This window comes from Stutzerimonas stutzeri (assembly GCF_051028275.1).
Lineage (GTDB): Bacteria > Pseudomonadota > Gammaproteobacteria > Pseudomonadales > Pseudomonadaceae > Stutzerimonas > Stutzerimonas stutzeri_AS.
This window is the reverse complement of record NZ_CP069269.1, coordinates 460,977-481,733: the sequence shown is the minus strand read 5'-3', so window position 1 is coordinate 481,733 and position 20,757 is coordinate 460,977. Positions and strand designations below refer to the sequence as shown.

Sequence of the window (20,757 nt, the reverse complement as noted above, 5' to 3'; positions counted from 1 at the left end):
ACCTCTATGCCCTTGCGCTCAGCCGTACCCCTTGTTCGCCTGCTGTCGGTCTGCCTGCTGATGCTGACCCTCGCAGCCTGCGCTGCTTTCTTCAAGCGCGACCCGCTGAACGTCCAGGTGGCCGGAATCCAGCCCCTGCCCGGCGAAGGGTTGGAGCTGCGCATGGCGGTGAAGCTGCGGGTGCAGAATCCCAACGACATGGCGCTGAACTACGACGGCGTGGCCCTCGAACTGGAGATCAACGGACGAAGCCTGGCAAGCGGTGTCAGCGACGCAAGCGGCACCATCCCGCGGTTTGGCGAAACCGTATTGAGTGTGCCAATGACCATCTCGGCATTCTCTGCCGCACGGCAAGCGCTGGGCCTGGCCGAGCATATCGGCATGGATGAAGTGCCGTACGTGCTGCGCGGGAAACTGGCGGCCGGCAGGGCGTTCGGCACGCAACGCTTCGTCGAGAAAGGCACCCTGGACATGTCCGGTGCGTTGCCCAGCCCTTATCGACGGCCGTGAAATTAGATAACGGGGCGCAGCCTGTCTCGCTCAGGAAGGACGGTTGACGGCCTGGCAATCATCAAAAGAATGAGCGTTCGGTAATCCTAGCCGGACGGGCAGTCGGGGGGACGGCGACTGGGCTCAAGCGACTGGCGGACAGTGATCGCCAGCAAGCTGGCTCCTACGAACAGCACGGTCTTGTTCAGCACCATTGGCAGTTCACTGGCCTTTCCGTAAGAGGGGAGCTGGCTCGCCAATGGCCCGGCCGGCTTCGCCGGCTCGGTTAGGTGTCTCGCCGCCCGCCCCGCAGCTAATACACATCAATCCGCCACAGCATCATGCAGTAGGAGCCAGCTTGCTGGCGATCTTCGAAACAACCGCTGCCATGAACGGTACCGTTACCGGCAACGTCCAGCCCGACAACGGTGTGCCTCATGCGTCGGGTCCTGCTGCATGAGCTTGCGCGTCACGCCATTGGTCCAGCCGAAACCATCCTGCAACGGGTACTCACCGCCGCCAGCGTGTTCAACGCATGGCCTGAGCACATATTTCTCCACCAGTTTGCTTTCGTTTTCGAACAGGTGCGACACGATGTTCAGCCAGCGTTGCTCGATTTGCAGGGCCAGCGCGTCGTGACCGTAGCGCTGCAGACCGCGAATGCCGATCCACTGCAGCGGCGCCCAGCCGTTCGGGCGATCCCACTGTTCGCCGCTGCCGCTGATCTCGGTGGTCGAGAGCCCGCCGGGCGCCAGCAGCCGTTCACGCACGATATCGGCCACGCGTGCCGCCTGCTCTTCACTCGCGACCTGCACGAACAGCGGCGTCAGCGTCGCCGCAGTCAGGTTGTCGCGCAGTGTCTGCTGCGTCCAGTCGTAGTCGAAGTACGCGCCGCGCTCATCGTTCCAGAGGTAGCGGTCAATCGCTGCACGGCGCGTCTCGGCACGCTGGCGGAAGTCCGCTGCACAGCCGTGGCGGCCTTTTATCTCGCTGAGCCGGGCGATCTGACGCTCTAGATAAAGAAGAAAGCAGTTCAGGTCCACCGGCACGATATGGGTGGTGCGAATGCTGGACAACCGACTGGGATCGCCCAACCAGCGCGAGCTGAAGTCCCAGCCCGATTCGGCACCCGCACGCAGATCGCGGTAGACCTCATGCGCCGGTCGGCTAGAGGACCGTGCCGTCTCGACATCCTCCAGATAGGACTCCTCGCGCGGTGTGTCGCGCTCATCCCAGTAGCGATTGAGCACACTTCCATCCGCCAGGCAAACGCAGCGGCGGTGTGCCTCGCCCGGCCGCAGCAGCGAGCCTCCCTCGGTCCAGAATGCATGCTCCTTGAGCAGCTGAGGCAGATAATCACTGGCGCGATGGACGCCGGTTTCCTCGAACAGGTCGGTCATCAGCGCGAACACCGGCGGCTGCGAACGGCTCAGGTAGTAGGAGCGGTTTCCGTTGGGCACATGACCATAGGTATCGATCAGATAGGCGAAATTATCCGCCATCGCCCGCAACAGCTCGCAGTGCCCGCTCTCGTCGAGACCAAGCATGGTGAAGTAGGAGTCCCAGTAATACATTTCAGTGAAGCGGCCGCCGGGCACCACGTACTGATGGGGGACGGGCAACAGCGAAGAGAACTCGGGGTGCTTTCGAGGTTGGCGGGTCAGCACCGGCCAGAGCCGGTCGATGTGCTCGGCCAGGCTGTCGTCGGGGTTGGCGACGAATTCCTTCGGTTGCATCTGGTACAGCTCGAAATGCTCCGAGACGAAGGCCTTGAGGTCGAAGCCGGGCTGGTCGCTTTCCGCCCTGTAGGCTTCAAGAATGCGTTCCGGATGCTGGCGAGGGGCGCAGTCGACGAAGGTCTTGCTGTCGGCAAACACTCGCTGAGTCTGTACGGCGACAAACAGTTCCTGATAACGATCAGCCGGGGTCAGGGTATCGGCGGCTGAAACCGCATGGGTGTCGTAGTCGAAAGGGCTAAGGTCGGTGTCGGTCATTGCTCGCTGTAATTCCATAGCAGTCCGCCGTCGATAGTCAGTGTAGTTCCGGTGATGTAGTCGGCATCGTCCGAGGCGAGAAACGCCACGGCACCCGCCACGTCACGCGGCTGGCCGAGACGCTTGGCGGGGATGTTTTGCAGCAGCCCGGCCAGCTTTTCCGGCTGATTCATCAACGACTGATTGATCGGTGTCTCAATCGCCCCGGGTGCAACGTTATTGACGGTGATTCCCAGCGGGGCCAGCTCGATGGCCAAATTGCGCATGAGCATTTTCATGCCACCCTTGCTGAGGCAGTAGCCGGTGAAGTTCGGGAAGGGCAAGTCTTCGTGGACCGAACTGTTGTTGATGATGCGACCGCCCCTGCCGGTGTCGCGCACATGGCGGGCAAAGGCCTGTGACAGGAAAAACGGCCCCTGCAGATTGACCTTGAGCACCAGGTTGTAATCCGCTTCGCTGGCCTCCAGAAACGGACTGTGCCGCTGCACGCCGGCGTTGTTGACCAGGATGTCGAGCCGCCCCATTTTGTCGATGGACTCTTCTACGAGACGCTGACACTCGGCAACCTGGCCGACATCTGCCGCGATAAAACAGGCACGACGGCCCTCGGCACGCACCTGGTCAAGCGTTGTACGGGCTTCGTCATCATCGTGCCGGCCGTTGATGATCAAGTCAGCGCCCTCCTGAGCCAGGCGCACGGCAATGCCGCGGCCGATGCCCTGAGAACTCCCGGTAACCAGCGCGACCTTGTTCTGCAGTTTCATCGAACACCTCGTGTGGCTGTCGGGCCGCAGTGGCGAACCCTGAATCGTCTGAATGTGAGACGGACGGCGACTGAGCGCGTTCAACCCGGGCTGTTTGCGGAATGCTTCAGGCGCAGTCCGACGGGGCCGCTACAAGGCAGACAAATCGGATCGTCCAGGCGCAGAATGTTCGGCTCTCCGCCGCCCCTTCAGGACACACATGGCTACCGCCGATCTGCGCAAAGGTTATTTACTGGGCCTTACGACCTTCTCCATTTGGGGCCTTTTTCCGCTCTACTTCAAAGCCATCGAACAGTACGCAGCGCTGGAGATCGTGACTCAGCGAGCCATCTGGTCGGCGCTGTTCGGCACGTTGGTGCTGATGCTGTGGCGGCATCCGGGCTGGTGGCAGGAGCTGCTCGCCCATCCACGGCGGATCGGCGTGTTGATGATTTCCAGCATCTTGATCGCCAGCAACTGGCTGATCTACGTCTGGGCCGTGAACAACAACCACATGCTCGAAGCGAGCCTGGGCTACTACATCAATCCGCTGGTCAATGTGCTGCTGGGGCTGATCGTGCTGCGTGAGCGCATGCGCCCGCTGCAGTGGCTAGCTGTCGCAATGGCGGCTATCGGCGTCACCCTGCAGCTGATCACCCTTGGCGATTTCCCATGGGTTTCGATCGCGCTGGCGCTTAGCTTTGGCAGCTACGGCCTGCTGCGCAAGCAGGCGCCTGTCGCAGCGCTGCCCGGCCTCGTGGTCGAGACATGGCTTCTGTTGCCGATCGCGCTGGGCTGGCTGTTGTTCTTCGGCACCGGGCCAAGCACCGAATGGTCATTCTGGACCGAACCGCAAGCCCTCTGGCTGGTGGCCGCCGGGCCGGTGACATTGCTGCCGCTGCTGTGTTTCAACGCCGCAGCGCGGCACCTGCCCTATTCGACCCTGGGTTTCCTGCAATACATCACGCCGACGCTGCTGCTGATCCTGGCCGTATGGGTGTTCAACGAACCCTTTCCGGCTGATCGCAAGCTGGCCTTCGTCTGCATCTGGGCCGGTCTTGCGGTGTACAGCTATGACGCCTGGCGGGTGATGCGCAAGGGCGCGGTGCGCTGAAGCCCGTCAGTCCGCAGGTTTGAGCTTCAGCTCGACCATCAGATCGTCGGCAAGCGTTTCCAGGTGCTGCTGCAACTCATCGAGTGACAGCTCGGTTGGCACCGCCAGTCGAGCCTCTGCATGAAAGAGCAACTCGTTGGTCATTGGCGCGGGCAGCACGTCCGTGTCGAGGCTTTCCAGATTCACCCCGCGTCGCGCCAGCAACTGGGTGATATCGCGAACGATGCCCGCGCGGTCATTGCCTACCAGCTGTAGCTGAACCATCTGCCAGCGACGTTCCGGCTCGGCACCGCTATGGGCAAAGAGCACACGGATACCCTCCTGCTCCAGCTGCTGCAGCGCCTCGATCAGCCCGGCATGCGCTTGAGCGGGAACCGCTACACGGAGAATCCCGGCAAACTGCCCGGCCATCCGCGACATGCGACTTTCCAGCCAGTTGCCACCGTGCTCAGCGATGCACTTGGCCACGCGCTCCACCAGCCCGGGCTGGTCTTCGGCAATGACGGTCAGGACGAGATGATCCATTGGTGACTCCTTGGTAGGGGATACGGCGACCAACGCGGGCCGGGATGTTGAAGCAATGGACCGCTGCCACAGCGTCCGGCTCCATAGGTATAGAACAAACTCATGCGCGCGCAGCTCAGAAGACCCTTTTTATAGCCCGCTGCCGACCGCTGCGACAGGCCCGCCAAGGCTCTCGTACAGGCGTCGAGAGGCGGACTGATTTTCCGAACGGCTTCATGTAGTATCCGTCGACCCGGACTACAAGAAGAACCTGTCCGACGGATTTCAAGAAGAACCAAGTGAGGCGAGTGATGACTGAGCGCGTTCAAGTCGGTGGCCTGCAGGTCGCCAAAGTCCTGTACGACTTCGTGAACAACGAAGCGATTCCTGGTACCGGCATCGATGCCGACGCCTTCTGGGCCGGCGCTTCCAGCGTCATTCATGACCTGGCGCCGAAGAACCGCGCGCTGCTGGCCAAGCGTGATGATCTCCAAGCACAGATTGATGCCTGGCATCAGGCCCGTGCCGGCCAAGCGCACGACGCAGCAGCCTACAAGGCCTTCCTGCAGGACATCGGTTACCTGCTGCCGGAAGCCGAAGATTTCCAGGCCACTACACAGAACGTCGATGTAGAAATCGCCAGCATGGCCGGCCCGCAGCTCGTTGTTCCGATCATGAATGCTCGCTTCGCCCTGAACGCAGCCAATGCCCGTTGGGGCTCGCTGTACGATGCGCTCTACGGCACCGACGCAATCTCCGAAGAAGACGGCGCCAGCAAAGGCCCGGGCTATAACGAGATTCGCGGCAACAAGGTCATCGCTTACGCGCGCGCTTTCCTGGATCAGGCCGCTCCCCTGGGAACCGGCTCCCACGCTGACGCCACAGGCTACCGTATCGAAGGCGGCAAGCTGGTCGTCTCGCTGAAAGACGGCGGCACCGCCGGCCTGCAGAACCCCGCTCAGCTGCGCGGTTTCCAAGGCGACGCCAGCACACCGATTGCCGTGCTGCTCAAGCACAACGGCATTCATTTCGAAATCCAGATCGACCCGTCGCACCCGATTGGCCAAACCGATGCCGCCGGCGTCAAAGACGTGCTGATGGAGTCGGCGCTGACCACCATCATGGACTGCGAAGACTCCATCGCCGCGGTCGATGCCGATGACAAGACAGTCGTTTATCGCAACTGGCTGGGCCTGATGAAGGGCGACCTGGTCGAAGAGTTGGATAAGGGCGGCAAGCGCATCACCCGCGCCATGAACCCGGACCGCGTCTACACCCAGGCCGATGGCAACGGTGACCTGACACTGCATGGCCGTTCGCTGCTGTTCATCCGTAACGTCGGCCACCTGATGACCAACGACGCCATCCTCGACCAGGACGGCAATGAAGTGCCCGAAGGCATCATGGACGGCCTGTTCACCAGCCTGGCCGCAATGCACAACCTCAAGGGCAACACCACCCGCGCCAACAGTCGAACCGGCTCGGTGTACATCGTCAAGCCGAAGATGCACGGCCCGGAAGAAGTGGCGTTCGCCACCGAGCTGTTCGGTCGCGTCGAGGACGTTCTCGGTCTGCCGCGCAACACCCTGAAGGTCGGGATCATGGACGAGGAGCGCCGCACCACGGTCAACCTCAAGGCCTGCATCAAGGAAGCGCGCGAGCGCGTGGTGTTCATCAACACCGGCTTCCTCGACCGCACCGGCGACGAAATCCACACGTCCATGGAAGCCGGCCCCGTAGTACGCAAGGCAGCCATGAAGTCCGAGAAATGGATCGGCGCTTACGAGAACAACAACGTCGACGTCGGCCTGGCCTGCGGCCTGCAGGGCAAGGCGCAGATCGGCAAGGGCATGTGGGCCATGCCTGACCTGATGGCCGCGATGCTCGAACAGAAGATCGGTCATCCCATGGCCGGTGCCAACACCGCCTGGGTTCCGTCGCCGACCGCGGCCACCCTTCACGCCATGCACTACCACAAGGTCGACGTGCAGGCGCGCCAGGCCGAGCTTGCCAAGCGTGAGAAGGCGTCCATCGACGACATCCTCACTATTCCGCTGGCGCAAGACACCAACTGGACCGAAGAAGAGAAGCGCAACGAGCTCGACAACAACTCGCAGGGCATCCTCGGTTACATGGTTCGCTGGGTTGAACAGGGCGTCGGCTGCTCCAAGGTCCCTGACATCAACGACATCGCGCTGATGGAAGACCGCGCCACCCTGCGCATCTCCAGCCAGCACGTGGCCAACTGGATGCGCCACGGCGTGGTAACCAAGGATCAAGTGATCGAGAGTCTCAAGCGCATGGCCCCGGTGGTCGACCGTCAGAATGAAGGCGATCCGCTGTACCGTCCGATGGCACCTGGCTTCGACAACAGCGTGGCATTCCAGGCCGCTCTGGAGCTGGTGCTCGAAGGTACGAAGCAGCCCAACGGCTACACCGAGCCGGTCCTGCATCGCCGCCGCCGCGAGTTCAAGGCCAAGAACGGCGTGTAACCCGTACGTCAGCTGCAATAAACCGCCCTAACCGGGCGGTTTTTTTTGCCTCGCTCCGTAGTGAAGGGGTCAAGTCAGGCTTGTTACAGCCGATAACGTGACCTGATAGCCATCTCTGGTCACAATATTTCAGACAGATGGCATTTCGCTATTATCCGCTCTCTCGTAGTATCCGCCGCCCTGCCGTGGAGTTGATGCATGTTCAACAATTTCTCGTTAACCGCGAAGCTGTCGCTGGTTCCTGCCGTCGCTCTGCTCGGGCTGATTCTTTATGTCGGCTATACCTCACTCCAGCTTTCTGCGACGGATTCGCGACTGGTCAGCATCGAAACTCAGAGCTATCCGACCCTGGAGAAGACTGACGCGGTGATATTCCAGTTTTCCCGTATACCTGGCCTATTGAACAACGCTGTGGCGGCCGGTGAATCGGGCATTCTTGACGAAGCGCGCGAAGTGCTCAGCGAAATCGATGCGCAGCAGCAGGCGCTCACTACACTTCTGGATGCCCAGCCACAGCGGCTTCAGGCACTCAACGACTGGCGCAAAGCAGTCAAGGCCTATGCCGACAATGCGCTCGATGCTTCAGCGAAGCTGATCGACGGCAGCGCCTCGTTCGATGACTTGCGGCCGAACCTGGACCGCATGGCCAGCGATCTCACCCAGGCTCAGAAACAGGCAACCGACTTCCGCACAGGTGCCTACCAGGATTTCCAGCAAACCCTGGCCGAAACCCGCGAAGCCAACGCGCACACCACTCGGCTAGGCATCATCCTTTCTCTCGTGCTGATCGTCGTGGTAGGCCTTGGCGCTTGGCTGGTGATTCGCAGCGTGATGGCAAACGTACGCGGCGTGATCGCCTCATTGCAGTCCATCGCTCGCGGCGATGGCGACCTCACCCAGCGAGTCAACGTGAAGTCGAACGATGAAATCGGCGCGATGATCGAGCTGTTCAACGGATTTTTGGATAAGTTGCAGCACACCATCCGCCAGATCATCGAGGCCGCCAGCCCGCTCGGCCAGGTATCCAAGGAGCTGTACAACCTGACTCAGGGTTCCGAAGAGAACGCCAAGTCTCAGCAGCACCATACCGACTCCATCACCCGCGACATCCTCACCATGACCGGCAGCATTCAGGAAGTGGCGCAGCGCTCGCAGCAGGCGTCAGACGAAGCCAACTCGGCCGCACGCCAGGCCACCACAGCGCGCGAGCACGTCGCCAGCCTGTCGAGCGGAATCAACGATCTGGGCAACAGCGTCATGAGTGCCGTGCAAGCGATGGAGCAGCTCGAGGAAGAAACACAGGAAGTCGGCTCGGTGCTCACCGTGATTCGGAGCATCGCCGAACAGACCAACCTGCTTGCACTCAACGCAGCCATCGAAGCCGCCCGCGCCGGCGAACAGGGCCGCGGCTTCGCCGTCGTGGCTGATGAGGTGCGCAACCTGGCCCAGAAAACAGCAGCCTCCACCGCAGAGATCCAACAGATCATCCAGCGCCTGCAAAGCAGCGCCAACACCGTGCTCAATGTCATGAACAGCAATGGCGAAAAGTCGCGCGCCAGCATCGAACGCTCGGTCGAGGCGACCCAGTTGCTCGAGACCATTGCCAGCACGGTCAACCAAATCGACGAACTCAATGCCGGCATTGCCCAGTTCACCCAGGAGCAGATCGGCTTGTCGAGTTCCATCCAACAAGAAACCCAAGTGTTGCAGCAGGACGCACAAGCAACCGCAAACGGCGCCGAAGCCACCGCCCGACTGGGCGAGCAACTGGTCAGCACGGGCGATCACCTGCGTGCGGCCACGGCCCAATTCCGCGTTTAAACAGCTTTAGGAGCATCTGATGACCGCAGTACGTGTTATCGGCCTGGCAGCCGTCTGCCTGGCAACCACTCAAGCCTTCGCCCTGGAACAGGGTGAGCACCGGTTCAACGGTTTCGGCACCGTCGGCTTCACCCATCTGGGTGGCGAAGACGAAGGCCGCAGCTATGGCGTGCAGGGCCAAACCAACGATTCCTGGCGCGGCGACCAGCTGTCCAAGTTCGGCGCACAGCTGAGCTACGGCGTTACCGACACCGTCGGCGTGACCGTGCAAGCCACCGCCAAGGCGCAGCAGGATGAGTGGAAAGCCAACCTGGAGTGGGCCTACCTGTCATGGCAGACCAACGACCAGCTGATGCTCCGTGCCGGCCGCCTGCGCAGCCCGGTCTACATGTACTCCGAAAGCCTTGACGTCGGCTACAGCTACCCTTGGCTGCGCTTGCCCGACGAGGTCTATAGCCAAGTTCAGGTAACCAACTACGAAGGCGTCGATGCGGTCTATACCGTTCCGCTCTCCTACGGTTCGGTCTCCGTCCAGGTCGCTGGCGGCCAGGCAAAGAATCGTGACTACTTCGCCTATGATCAGCAGTTCGATATCGACTACGGCAACCTGTTCGGCGCTAGCGTGAGCTTGGCGACCAACGATTTCGGTACGCTGCGCATCGGCTATGTCGAAGCGAACATCAAGACCGACATCAACGGCACAGTCACTGTCATGCCTGGCGTAACGGCCCCTTTGAGCCTGCTGACGCTTGATAAAGAGAAAGGCAAGTTCACCTCGATCGGCTACCAGTACGACAACGGCACCTGGGTCAGCAGCAACGAGTGGACATCGCGCATGATCGAGAACGATGGTATGGAATCCATCGATTCGTTCTACCTGATGGGTGGCCGTCGCTTTGGCGACTTCCTGCCGCACGTCACCTACGCACAGCTGGACGACAACGGTGGCCGTCAGAGCTCCTGGACGCTGGGTCTGAACTACCAAGCCGCCCCGACCGTCGTGGTCAAAGGCGAGTACAAGCGCGTCGACACCAAGAACGGCTACGACGGCGTGTTCACCCGGAACGCGCAAGAAGTGTTCAACAATGCCGTGTACGACCTCAGCGCCGGCACTCGTGGCACCCCCGCCCGCAACTACGACGGTGACATCGTTTCCGTCGGCGTCGATTTCGTATTTTGAGGAGCGTCAAGATGAAAGCACCCCTTCGCATCCTCGGCGGCGCTGCGCTGCTTGGCCTGGCTACTCTGGCTCAGGCCGAGGTCGCTGTGATCGTCAATCCTGCTGCTGCCAAAGCGCCGTCACAGTCTGAAGTGGCGAACATCTTCCTGGGCAAAGACAAGTCCATGAAGGGCGTCGACCAGGCCGGCTGGACGCCAGCCAAGGAGGCCTTCTATGCAGGCGTGACCAGCAAGAACGAGTCGCAACTCAAGTCTTACTGGTCAGGTTTGATCTTCACCGGCAAAGGCCAGCCCCTGGCGAGCGTCGCCGATGACGCCGCGATGGTCGCCAAGGTTGCAGCTGAGGCCGACGCCATTGGCTACGTCGACAGCGCGGCCGTCAACAGCTCGGTCAAGGTGCTGTTCACCCTGCCGTGACTTGTAGCCGCGACGAGAAAAACCGCCCATCCGGGCGGTTTTTTTATAGCTTCCGTTATCGGGCGCGAGCACACCGACACAGCCGACGCTTTGTCAGCCCGGCCGCGCCTGCCTGCGACTAGACTTACGTCCAATGTGCCCGACCGGACCCACAGCCCACCATTAGGCGCAAAAACTGGAAGCGAACCATGAGCAAAGCCGATGCTTTCGCCGAGGCAGGCAAGACCGCCGTGCTGCAGAACATCCACGGGACCATGGAGTTTCTGCGCAAATATCCGCCGTTCAACCAAATGGAGCCGGGACATCTGGCCTATCTGGTCGAGAACTGCCAGCTGCGCTTTTACAGCGAAGGCGATTGCATCATTTCACCCGATGACGGCGTGGTTGAGCACTTCTATATCATCAAGCAGGGCCGGGTACATGGTCAGCGTCCACACACCAGCAAGCGCGGTACCGACACCACATTCGAAGTGATCGTCGGCGAGTGTTTCCCGATGGCTGCACTGATGGGCGAGCGCGCCACACGCACCGGACATTTTGCCGCCGAAGACACCTTCTGCTACCTGTTGAACAAGCCGGCCTTCGTCAAACTGGTTTCCAAGTCCGCTTCGTTTCGAGACTTCGCCATGCGTGGCGTCAGTAGCTTGCTTGACCTGGTCAACCAGCAGGCACAGATGCGCGCGGTGGAAAGCCTCGGTGAGCAGTACTCGCTGGAAACGCGCATAGGTGATCTGGCACTGCATCACCCGGTATCCTGCCTGCCGTCGATGCCGCTGGCCGATGCCGTGGCGCTGATGCATGAAAACAACATTGGCAGCGTCGTGATTACCGACCTCGAATCGCATCCTCAAGGCATCTTCACATTGCGCGACCTTCGCCGCGTGATCGGCACGGGCACCACCGACCTGTCCGCCCCGATCGCCGAATTCATGACTCAGGACCCGTTTCATCTACCGCCGGATGCCACCGCGTTCGATGCTGCGATTGCCATGACCGAACGACATATCGCCCACGTCTGCGTCGTCGAGAAAGGGCTGCTACGAGGGGTGATTTCCGAGCGCGACCTGTTCTCGCTGCAGCGCGTAGATCTGGTCCATCTGGCGCAGGCGATCTCCCACGCCGACAGCGTCGCAACGCTGGTGATCATCCGCAGCCGCATTCAGCAGCTCGTCGACAATATGCTGGCCCACGGTGCGTCATCCACGCAGATCACCCACATCATCACGCTGCTCAACGACCACACGGTGAGTCGCGTGATCGAACTGACCATCGAAACGCTCGGAGATCCCGGTATCCCCTTCACCTGGCTGTGTTTTGGCAGCGAAGGACGCCGGGAGCAGACGCTGTATACCGATCAGGACAACGGCATCCTGTTCGACGCCGCCGACGCGGCCGAAGCGGCGCACATCCGTGGGCGCCTGCTTCCGCTGGCAGAACGCATCAATCAGGATCTCGACGCCTGTGGCTTCGCACTCTGCAAGGGCAGCATCATGGCCAGCAATCCGCAGCTGTGCCTGTCCCGGCAGGAATGGAGGCGACGCTTCAGCGCCTTCGTTCGGGAATCGACACCGGAAAACCTGCTCAGCAGCACCATCTACTTTGATCTACGCGCGATCTGGGGGCCAAGCGAAGGCTGTGAGCAGCTGCGCAACGCCCTACTCGAAGAGATCGGCGAGAGCCGACTGTTCCAGCGCATGATGGCCGAAAACGCACTGCGCCATCGCCCGCCAGTAGGGCGTTTCCGTGATTTTGTGGTGACCCGTAAGGGCGACGGCAAGGCGACACTGGATCTCAAGGTGCAAGGCCTGACGCCCTTTGTAGACGGGGCGCGCTTGCTTGCCCTGGGTCACGGCATCACTGCGTGCAACACGCTGGATCGGCTGCGCCTGCTAGTCGAGAAAGGCGTAATTGATGAAAAGGATGGCGCGGCCTACGAGGAGGCCTACCATTTCATTCAGCAGACTCGCATGGAACAGCACCAACAGCAGGCACGGGAAGGAAAGCCATACTCGAACCGGCTCGACCCCGACACCCTCAATCACTTGGACAGACGTATCCTGCGTGAATCTTTTCGCCAGGCACAGCGGCTACAAAGCAGTCTGGCGGTTCGCTATCAGCTATGAATATGCCTTGGTTCAAACATCGCGGCCCACCCCTGGAGCTGGAACAGCTGCAACGTCGCGATCAGCTTAGTGCACCGGCCGCGCTGGGCCTCTGCCCGTTGCAAACCCAGCGTATGGTGGTGCTCGATCTCGAAACGAGCGGCCTGGACATGCGTCGCGACATCGTCTTGTCCATAGGTGCAGTGGTGATCGATAAAGGCGGTATCCAGTTGGGTGATCAGTTCGAGTCGACCCTGTTACGCCCAGCTCAGAAGGTCAGCGAAAGTGTGTTGATCCATGGGATTGCACCAAGCGAACTCGAAGCTGGTGAAGACCCGGCCGAAGCGCTTCTGTGCCTGATGGAGTTCATCGGCGACAGCCCGATCCTGGCGTTCCATGCCGGTTTCGATCAGCGCATGCTGACCCGCGCATTGAAACAGACGCTCGGCTACAAGCTGCGCCATCCTTTCATCGATGTCGCAGAGCTTGCGCCCATGCTCTGCCCCGATAACCGTCCGAGGCAAAATGGCCTGGACGAGTGGTGCAGCCATTTTGGCCTGCAGGTCTTGCAGCGCCATCACGCCAGCGCGGATGCCCTGGCTACGGCCGAGCTGGCCCTGATCCTCTGCAGCAAGGCGCGTCGACAGGGCCTGGACAGCCTGGAAGCTGTAAGCCAGAGGCTGGCGAACTGGCGCAAGCGGCAACAGGCTCAGTTCATGTAGTCGCGCTTGCTTCGGGCAATCCAAACTTGGACTGACAGGCCATAACCAGGCCGCCCGGCCTCTCCTGGCCGGGCGTCGCGTCGAACGCAGCGCTGCGTGCCTGTCGTAGGGCGCAGCGGCGACAATGTCGAACTGATTCGCCCAGGCTCAGCGCGACTGGTCGAAGCAAATACGCTGAACTATCGGCGAATCGGCATCCAGTTCGGTCAAGGTCTCAACTTTGGCCTGCCCTTCATCGTTCAACCTGAACATGGCCTTCTCGGGACAGATCAGCTGATAACCTTGCCTGACGACTGTCGACGTCAGATGCTGTTTATCGAAGCGATACAGCACGAAGCGGGCGATGCGGCCCTGGTCCGTATCCTGAATCTGCGCGTTTGCCTGATCGAGCACCGTGTAGCTCAACGGCATGGGATACAGCATGGTCCAGGGGCGCCATAGCATTTCCCCCTCTTCGCTCGAAACGACAACAGTGCCTTCCGGCAGGCGTGCCTCTTTGGTTTCGAACCAGGTGTATTCGTAATGGATGGTGTAACTCAGCATTCCCACGCCAGCACAAACAGGAATGATCCATTTCGGCACTCTCTTACGCGTCAGTGAACGCAGCAGCAGCCCAATACCCGCACCTGCCACACCAGCGATGATTGCCGCGATTAGATGCCAGAACATATACAACTCCCCTAAAAAAATCGGGCTTCCATATGGAAGCCCGACTTCTATCTCAACCTTGTGTCAGAGCAAGTCTGACATGCGGCTGCATTATCAGTTAGTGATCAAGCGCAACGCCAGCACCCTTCGGGGTACGAACGCTCTCGACCAGATCCTGAATTTCCTGCGGCGGGGCCTCGGTAGCCATCGAAACGGCGTAGGCCACAGCGAAGTTGAGAATCGCACCTACGGCACCGAAGGCCTGCGGGGAGATACCCATCCACCACTGATCAGGCGTGTTCGGGATGCTTGCAGTGCCAGGGATGAAGAACCAGCCCAGGTACAGGAAGATGTACACGGCGGTGGAGATCACACCAACCAGCATCCCCGCTACAGCACCCTTGCTGTTCACACGCTTGGAGAAAATACCCATCATCAGCGCTGGGAACAGACTCGCGGCTGCTAGACCGAATGCCAGGGCTACAACCTGAGCCGCGAAGCCTGGAGGATTCAGGCCCAGCCATGTCGCCAGCAGAATAGCTGCGGTCATGGACAGACGTGCGGCCAGCATCTCGTTCTTCTCGCTGATCTTCGGATTGATCAACGTCTTGATCAGGTCATGACTGATAGCAGACGAGATCGCCAGCAGAAGACCCGCAGCAGTCGAAAGTGCAGCAGCGATAGCACCGGCAGCGATCAGACCGATGACCCAGCTCGGCAGGTTAGCAATTTCCGGATTGGCCAGAACAATGATGTCGTTGTTGACGGTCAGTTCGTTGCCATTCCAGCCACGCTCAGTAGCCGTCGGGGTGAAGGCCGCATTGGCGTCGTTGTACATCTGTACACGACCATCCGCGTTCTTGTCTTCCCACGCGATCAGGCCGGTCTGCTCCCAGGTCTGTACCCACTCCGGACGGTCTTCGTAGCGGATCGCTTCGGCAGCCGGGCCTTCCGGATAGATGGTTTGCACCAGGTTCAGACGCGCCATGGAGGCAACAGCCGGCGCGGTGAGGTACAGCAGGGCGATGAAGATCAGCGTCCAGCCAGCGGACCAACGGGCGTCAGCCACTTTCGGCACGGTGAAGAAGCGAATGATAACGTGCGGAAGGCCAGCGGTACCGATCATTAGCGACATGGTGAACAAGAACATGTTCAGCTTGTTGTCGACGTCAGCGGTATACGCAGCGAAGCCGAGATCGGTGACCACCTGGTTCAGCTTGTCGAGCAGCGGCATACCGGATTCGGTATGAGTGCTGAACATGCCGAACATCGGGATCGGATTGCCGGTCAGCTGCATGGAAATGAACACGGCCGGAATGGTGTAGGCGATGATCAGAACCACGTACTGCGCCACCTGGGTATAGGTGATGCCCTTCATGCCGCCGAATACTGCATAGGCAAACACGATGGCGGCAGCGATCCAGATACCGGCCGAGTTACTCACTTCCAGGAAGCGAGAGAACGCCACACCAGCACCGGCCATCTGACCGATTACGTAGGTCACGGAGATGAGGATGAGGCAGACGACAGCGACCAGACGAGCACCACGGCTGTAGAAGCGGTCACCGATGAAGTCCGGTACGGTGAACTTGCCGAACTTGCGCAGGTAGGGCGCTAGCAGCATTGCCAGCAGCACGTAGCCACCGGTCCAACCCATCAGGTAAACCGAAGTGGCATAACCGCCGGAGGCGATCAGACCTGCCATCGAAATGAAGGACGCTGCAGACATCCAGTCCGCTGCTGTTGCCATGCCGTTGGTTACGGGGTGGACACCGCCGCCGGCGACATAGAACTCTTTAGTTGATCCAGCGCGAGCCCAGACCGCGATCCCGATGTAGAGCAGGAACGAGGCGCCCACGAACAGCATGTTTATCCAATACTGGCTCATTATGGTTACTCCTCAACCCCGAATTCCTTATCCAATTTGTTCAGCCGCCACGCGTAGTGGAAGATGATCAAAATGAACGTGATGATGGAACCCTGTTGAGCGAACCAGAACCCAAGGTCTGTGCCCCCAACCGGGATACCGGAGAGCAAAGGGCGCAGCAGGATAGCGAAACCATATGAGACAAGAGCCCAAACCACCAGGCTCCAAGTTATGAGGCGAACATTCGCCTTCCAGTACGCAGCAGCATTTGTTTTGTCGCTGTCGGCCATGACGTTCTCCGTCTTATTTTTATTACGAGTAAAGGGAACCACATCGTGAATCTATCAAGGTTGAGTGCTGGAAAGAAAGCCCCGACTTTAGTCTGAGTAGGCCCCAGGACCCAGCCTGAACCCCATTGAAACAAGCGTTGGCCGAGCGCTCTCGCTGCGCTTCGTCCTATGCAATCGTGCACCACATACCTTGACCTGTCGGTCACGCCGCGCCGCACCACCCTTGCCCTTCATGGCAACCGAGATTAAATGGGTGGCAATAATGAAACCCGCCATCTTTTTATTGTTGTCGCTTTATTAAGGCTGCACTTCGGGCCATACGATACTTCATATTAGTTGAAGCAATATGACAGTTTTCAATGCGCTGCTATTTATATGGATGAGTAAAGATTTAAGTAGCAGGTGGCTCTATAAGTCGCTTTATTGATTGGGAGCGAGCGCCCACATTGATTGGGAGCGAGCGCCCACGAAACGCCGTTACATCCAGCCACCAAGCATCGGCCACCGTGCCGCCCCGCCCAGGAAGGGCTGCCGGGACGGCTGTGGTCGCGGAAACTTAACGGCGGGAGACGCCCGTTTAGCAGGCTGGACGTCCAGCCGTGTATTTCTGAGCGGGGTCGATGGCCGCGTCCAAATCCCGGATTGCTGTGGCGCCAATCAGCAAGGGATAGCGGAAGTGGCTACGGTCAGTGAGGTTGACCTCGGCTTCACGCAGCTGGTCGCCGATGCACAACTGCATCTCCACCACTGGCCGCTCGGCTACATCGGGGCCACGCTCGATATCCGTATCGTCGTCTGGGTCGACCGCTTCTTCTTTTCGAGTCTTGATCTCGGCGATGCGGGCCAGGCGGTGTTCGTAGAGCGTGTCGTCAGCGCCTTCAACAGCCAGACGGAATCTTACCCAGTCCTCACCGTCTCGTTCGAAGCGCTCGATATCACGTGCCGACAGCGAGGCGGTCATTGCACCGGTATCCATCTTGGCCTTGAGCGTCTTGCCGAGGTCTTCGATCTTGATGTGCTCATAGCGGCCGTACAAGGACGGTTCAGCGGCGATGGCGGGAAGGGTCAATGCACTCAATAGCAACAACAAACGGGACAAAACGGCCTCCGGACTCAGTATTGACATCAGTGGGACCGGTTGCAGTCGCGATCCGTTCCGCCTGTTGTGCGGGCCAAGGCCGACACGCGTTGATGCCGGCCGCCTGTTAAACTGCCCGTCACCTTCAACGCAGACCACTACCGTGCCCAGCTCAGCCTTCGCCACCCTGCCCCTCAGCCCCGCAACCCTGGCCAACCTTGATGCCCTTGGCTATGCCGAGATGACGCCGATCCAGGCACAAAGCCTGCCGGTCATGCTCAAGGGCATGGACCTCATCGCTCAGGCCAAGACCGGCAGCGGCAAAACTGCCGCTTTCGGTATTGCTCTGCTGGAGCCGATCAACCCGCGCTACTTTGGTTGTCAGGCGCTGGTGCTATGCCCGACCCGTGAACTGGCCGATCAGGTGGCCAAGGAGTTGCGCCGACTGGCACGCTCGGCAGACAACATCAAGATCCTGACGCTTTGCGGCGGCGTGTCCATAGGCCCGCAGATCGGGTCGTTGGAGCACGGCGCACACGTGATTGTAGGAACGCCCGGGCGCGTTCAGGAGCACCTGAAGAAGGGTTCACTGAAACTCGACGGACTCAACAAGCTCGTACTCGACGAAGCCGACCGGATGCTCGACATGGGCTTCTATGATGCGATTGCCGAAATCATCGAACAGACCCCGAGCAAGCGGCAAACCTTGCTGTTCTCGGCGACCTACCCGGCGGGTATCAAGCAGCTCGCATCGACGTTCATGCGCGACCCGCAGCAGATCAAGGTCGAAGCCCTGCATGACGACGCGCAGATCGAGCAGCGCTTCTACGAAATCGATCCCGAAGGCCGCATGCAGGCAGTCATCCGGGTGCTGGCAAGCTTCCGTCCGGAAACCTGCGTGGCCTTCTGCTTCACTAAACAGCAGTGCCAGGAACTGGTCGACACCCTCACCGCAAAAGGTATTTCTGCCATGGCGCTCAACGGCGACCTGGAGCAGCGCGACCGGGATCAGGTGTTGGCGATGTTCGCCAACCGCAGCTTGTCGGTACTGGTTGCGACTGACGTCGCCGCGCGCGGACTGGATATCGACGCGCTGGACATGGTGATCAACGTCGAACTGGCGCGCGATTCGGAAATACACATCCACCGTGTTGGACGTACCGGGCGAGCGGGCAAGAAAGGCATCGCCGTCAGCCTCGTCGCCCCCGCCGAAGGCCACCGTGCCCAAGCCATTGAAGATCGGCAGAAGGCGCCGCTCAACTGGCAGCCCCTCAGCGATCTGAAAATTCAGCCGGGCGGACCGCTGCAGCCGCCTATGGTGACGCTGTGCATTGGCGCTGGCCGGAAAGACAAGCTGCGGCCCGGCGACATCCTCGGCGCGTTGACCGGCGATGCGGGAATTCCCGGCAAGCAGGTTGGCAAGATCGCGATCTTTGACTTCCAGGCGTTCGTCGCCGTTGAGCGCGAAATAGCCAAACAGGCACTTAATCGCCTCAACTCCGGCAAGATCAAAGGTCGCTCGCTGAAAGTCCGCACCCTCTAATTGAGATAGCCGGACCGAAAGAAAAACGAGCCTGTCGCATCCTCGCGCACAGGCTCGTTGCAAGACGGATTGCCCGTCCCGTAGCTCATTGCCGGCTCGCTCGGCATATGGAGCGAGCACCGCGTGAGACGAGCCGAGCGAATCCTTCGCCCGACTCGCCTAGGAGCGATTACAGCGAACCGCGAGCCCAGGGACCCCAGATGGCAAACGTGATGCCGGGTGTCTGGATGTTGACGAAGAGGAAGTGGCCAGTCGGGTCGAAGCAGGCACCGCAGAATTCACGGCTGCGGTAATCACCGCCGGAGACATTCTTGCCAGCAGCAGCCGCCTGAACGTCATCGAACACCACATTGTTCTTAGCGAAGATGTACGCCTCGCCAGCGGTGGTCAGGCCGAGCAGGCGCTCGCCAAAGCCGTAGGTGTCCTGCACGCCACCGCCGTCTTCGCAAAGCAGCAAGCCGCCGCGCGGGCTGACGGTGATGTTGTCCGGGTTGTTGGCGATTTCGGCATCGGTGGACGCGAAGATGCAGGTCAGGCGGTCATTGGCCAGGTCGTGCATCCATACCGCACCATTGCCATAACCGGCACGCCCCTGGCTGTCGGTGCCAGCGCTGGTGTCAACGATGTAGAGCTTGCCTTCGCTGTACCAGATGCCTTCGCCGCGGCTCATGCTCAAGCCACCCGCTCGGCGAGCCTGGGCATACGGCCCGCTGCCCTCCGGCTGCGGATCGAGATCCGGATTTGCCACCTCTACCCATTCCAGCTCATAGCTGTCGCCCTGCTTCGGCGCATGCAGATCGACCAGCGCACGGTTACGCACCCGGGCTGCCTGCAAAATCCCGCCTACAGCCAATGAGCCGGGCTGCTGGCTGGCATCGGTGGGGATGTAACGATAGTAGCCAGCACGGTTGCGCGCGTCCTCCGTCAGGTAGACATAGCTGTTGGCGGGGTTCACCGCGACGGCTTCGTGGGAGAAGCGACCCATCTGCACGATAGGCTGGCCGGTAGTAAGCGCCGGATCGGCATTCACTTCAAAGACATAGCCATGAGCACGACCGCCGACGCTGCGGTAATCAGCGGTAGTTTCCTCACAGGTCAACCAGGTTCCCCAAGGCGTGACACCGCCGGCACAGTTGGTACGGGTGCCGCCGAGGCTCGGCACCGTGCGTACAGGCTGCGTGATGTCACGGGATACGTAGAGGTTGGTAGTTCCGCCGGCCGGACGCTGGCCGTTGGAGAGGATCACGTCATCGTAGATGCCGGTGGCGTCGATCAGCGGGCCGGTGCTGGCCTCATGGTTACGCACCAGGACAATTTCAGGGCCACGCTGGCCACGACGTACATCGATGACACCCATGCCGTCATGCGAGGTGGGCACAGGTTGGCCGTTTTCCATCAGATCGCCGGCCCAGGAAAAGCTCTTGTACTGGAAGCCGTCGGGCAATTGCAGCAACTCCAGACCGGTGCTCAGGTCCTTGGTCGGACGCAACGGGCCATAGCTGCTGCGAACCAGGCCGGCGCCGCGGCCTTGGGCATTGCGCGCAGCGAAGGCTTCCAGCGTACCCAGGAAAGGCGTGCTGGCGACGACGGCGGCGGTGATAGCGCCACCCTTGAGCAGGCTGCGGCGGCTGGCATCATGTTCACGGTTCATGCGGTGTCCTCTTTTATAGGAATGGGAGGTGCGCGATGAATAAGGCCTGACGAATACGGCTAAACGATGACCATGCGGTTTCGTTCCGGTTATGGGGGACGGA

General features: G+C 60.5%; 17 protein-coding genes. 9 read left to right on the top strand and 8 right to left on the bottom strand.

Annotation, left to right across the window (positions count from 1 at the left end; genetic code table 11):
• The first annotated feature begins 6 nt into the window (after positions 1–6).
• A complete protein-coding gene (locus tag JQR87_RS02180) occupies positions 7–510 on the top strand; it encodes an LEA type 2 family protein (RefSeq protein WP_407293034.1) in 504 nt (167 codons plus the stop codon).
• Between the two features lie 380 nt (positions 511–890).
• Here JQR87_RS02180 and treF read toward each other — a convergent pair whose 3' ends face one another.
• Together treF and JQR87_RS02170 are read right to left on the bottom strand one after the other, a co-directional pair.
• On the bottom strand, positions 891–2,483 hold the full coding sequence (treF, locus tag JQR87_RS02175; RefSeq protein WP_407293037.1) for an alpha,alpha-trehalase TreF: 1,593 nt from the start codon (positions 2,481–2,483) through the stop codon (positions 891–893).
• Positions 2,480–3,247: an SDR family NAD(P)-dependent oxidoreductase gene (locus JQR87_RS02170; protein WP_407293039.1), complete on the bottom strand. Its 768-nt coding sequence runs from the start codon at positions 3,245–3,247 to the stop codon at positions 2,480–2,482. Before JQR87_RS02170 ends, treF begins: the two co-directional genes overlap by 4 nt.
• Positions 3,248–3,446: 199 nt before the next feature.
• Here JQR87_RS02170 and rarD point away from each other — a divergent pair, with 199 nt between their 5' ends.
• Positions 3,447–4,340, top strand: coding sequence for an EamA family transporter RarD (rarD, locus tag JQR87_RS02165; protein ID WP_407293041.1), 894 nt, complete (start codon positions 3,447–3,449; stop codon positions 4,338–4,340).
• 6 nt (positions 4,341–4,346) lie between these two features.
• On the opposite strand, the gene JQR87_RS02160 is transcribed toward rarD, so the two are convergent.
• On the bottom strand, positions 4,347–4,865 hold the full coding sequence (locus JQR87_RS02160) for a glycine cleavage system protein R (protein ID WP_407293043.1): 519 nt from the start codon (positions 4,863–4,865) through the stop codon (positions 4,347–4,349).
• Between the two features lie 290 nt (positions 4,866–5,155).
• On the opposite strand from JQR87_RS02160, the gene JQR87_RS02155 reads away from it, so the two are divergent.
• The 6 genes from JQR87_RS02155 to JQR87_RS02130 all read left to right on the top strand — a co-directional run bounded on the left by JQR87_RS02155 (position 5,156) and on the right by JQR87_RS02130 (position 13,577).
• Positions 5,156–7,336, top strand: a complete 2,181-nt coding sequence (locus JQR87_RS02155) for a malate synthase G (RefSeq protein WP_407293045.1) — start codon at positions 5,156–5,158, stop codon at positions 7,334–7,336.
• A gap of 198 nt (positions 7,337–7,534) precedes the next feature.
• Complete coding sequence (locus JQR87_RS02150) at positions 7,535–9,157, top strand: methyl-accepting chemotaxis protein (protein ID WP_407293047.1); 1,623 nt, start codon at positions 7,535–7,537, stop codon at positions 9,155–9,157.
• 19 nt (positions 9,158–9,176) lie between these two features.
• A complete protein-coding gene (locus JQR87_RS02145) occupies positions 9,177–10,337 on the top strand; it encodes a hypothetical protein (protein WP_407293048.1) in 1,161 nt (386 codons plus the stop codon).
• Between the two features lie 11 nt (positions 10,338–10,348).
• A complete protein-coding gene (locus JQR87_RS02140; RefSeq protein ID WP_407293049.1) occupies positions 10,349–10,753 on the top strand; it encodes a phosphate ABC transporter substrate-binding protein in 405 nt (134 codons plus the stop codon).
• A gap of 188 nt (positions 10,754–10,941) precedes the next feature.
• Positions 10,942–12,876, top strand: a complete 1,935-nt coding sequence (locus JQR87_RS02135) for a putative nucleotidyltransferase substrate binding domain-containing protein (protein WP_407293051.1) — start codon at positions 10,942–10,944, stop codon at positions 12,874–12,876.
• Positions 12,873–13,577 carry a 3'-5' exonuclease gene (locus JQR87_RS02130; RefSeq protein WP_407293054.1) on the top strand — a complete coding sequence of 235 codons (705 nt, stop codon included), beginning with the start codon at positions 12,873–12,875 and terminating at the stop codon, positions 13,575–13,577. The genes JQR87_RS02135 and JQR87_RS02130 overlap by 4 nt, the downstream gene beginning before the upstream one ends.
• A 147-nt stretch (positions 13,578–13,724) precedes the next feature.
• On the opposite strand, the gene JQR87_RS02125 is transcribed toward JQR87_RS02130, so the two are convergent.
• The 4 genes from JQR87_RS02125 to JQR87_RS02110 all read right to left on the bottom strand — a co-directional run bounded on the left by JQR87_RS02125 (position 13,725) and on the right by JQR87_RS02110 (position 17,481).
• Complete coding sequence (locus JQR87_RS02125; RefSeq protein WP_407293055.1) at positions 13,725–14,246, bottom strand: hypothetical protein; 522 nt, start codon at positions 14,244–14,246, stop codon at positions 13,725–13,727.
• Positions 14,247–14,343: 97 nt separating this feature from the next.
• The gene (locus tag JQR87_RS02120; RefSeq protein ID WP_407293058.1) at positions 14,344–16,113 is read right to left on the bottom strand and encodes a sodium:solute symporter family protein; all 1,770 of its coding nucleotides are present in this window, start codon (positions 16,111–16,113) and stop codon (positions 14,344–14,346) included.
• 5 nt (positions 16,114–16,118) lie between these two features.
• Positions 16,119–16,382, bottom strand: coding sequence for a DUF4212 domain-containing protein (locus JQR87_RS02115; protein WP_021205973.1), 264 nt, complete (start codon positions 16,380–16,382; stop codon positions 16,119–16,121).
• A 577-nt stretch (positions 16,383–16,959) separates the two neighbouring features.
• Complete coding sequence (locus JQR87_RS02110) at positions 16,960–17,481, bottom strand: ATP-dependent zinc protease family protein (protein WP_407293060.1); 522 nt, start codon at positions 17,479–17,481, stop codon at positions 16,960–16,962.
• 142 nt (positions 17,482–17,623) lie between these two features.
• Here JQR87_RS02110 and dbpA point away from each other — a divergent pair, with 142 nt between their 5' ends.
• Positions 17,624–19,003 carry an ATP-dependent RNA helicase DbpA gene (dbpA, locus tag JQR87_RS02105; RefSeq protein WP_407293062.1) on the top strand — a complete coding sequence of 460 codons (1,380 nt, stop codon included), beginning with the start codon at positions 17,624–17,626 and terminating at the stop codon, positions 19,001–19,003.
• Between the two features lie 169 nt (positions 19,004–19,172).
• On the opposite strand, the gene JQR87_RS02100 is transcribed toward dbpA, so the two are convergent.
• The gene (locus tag JQR87_RS02100) at positions 19,173–20,654 is read right to left on the bottom strand and encodes a PhoX family protein (RefSeq protein ID WP_407293064.1); all 1,482 of its coding nucleotides are present in this window, start codon (positions 20,652–20,654) and stop codon (positions 19,173–19,175) included.
• Positions 20,655–20,757: the final 103 nt, after the last annotated feature.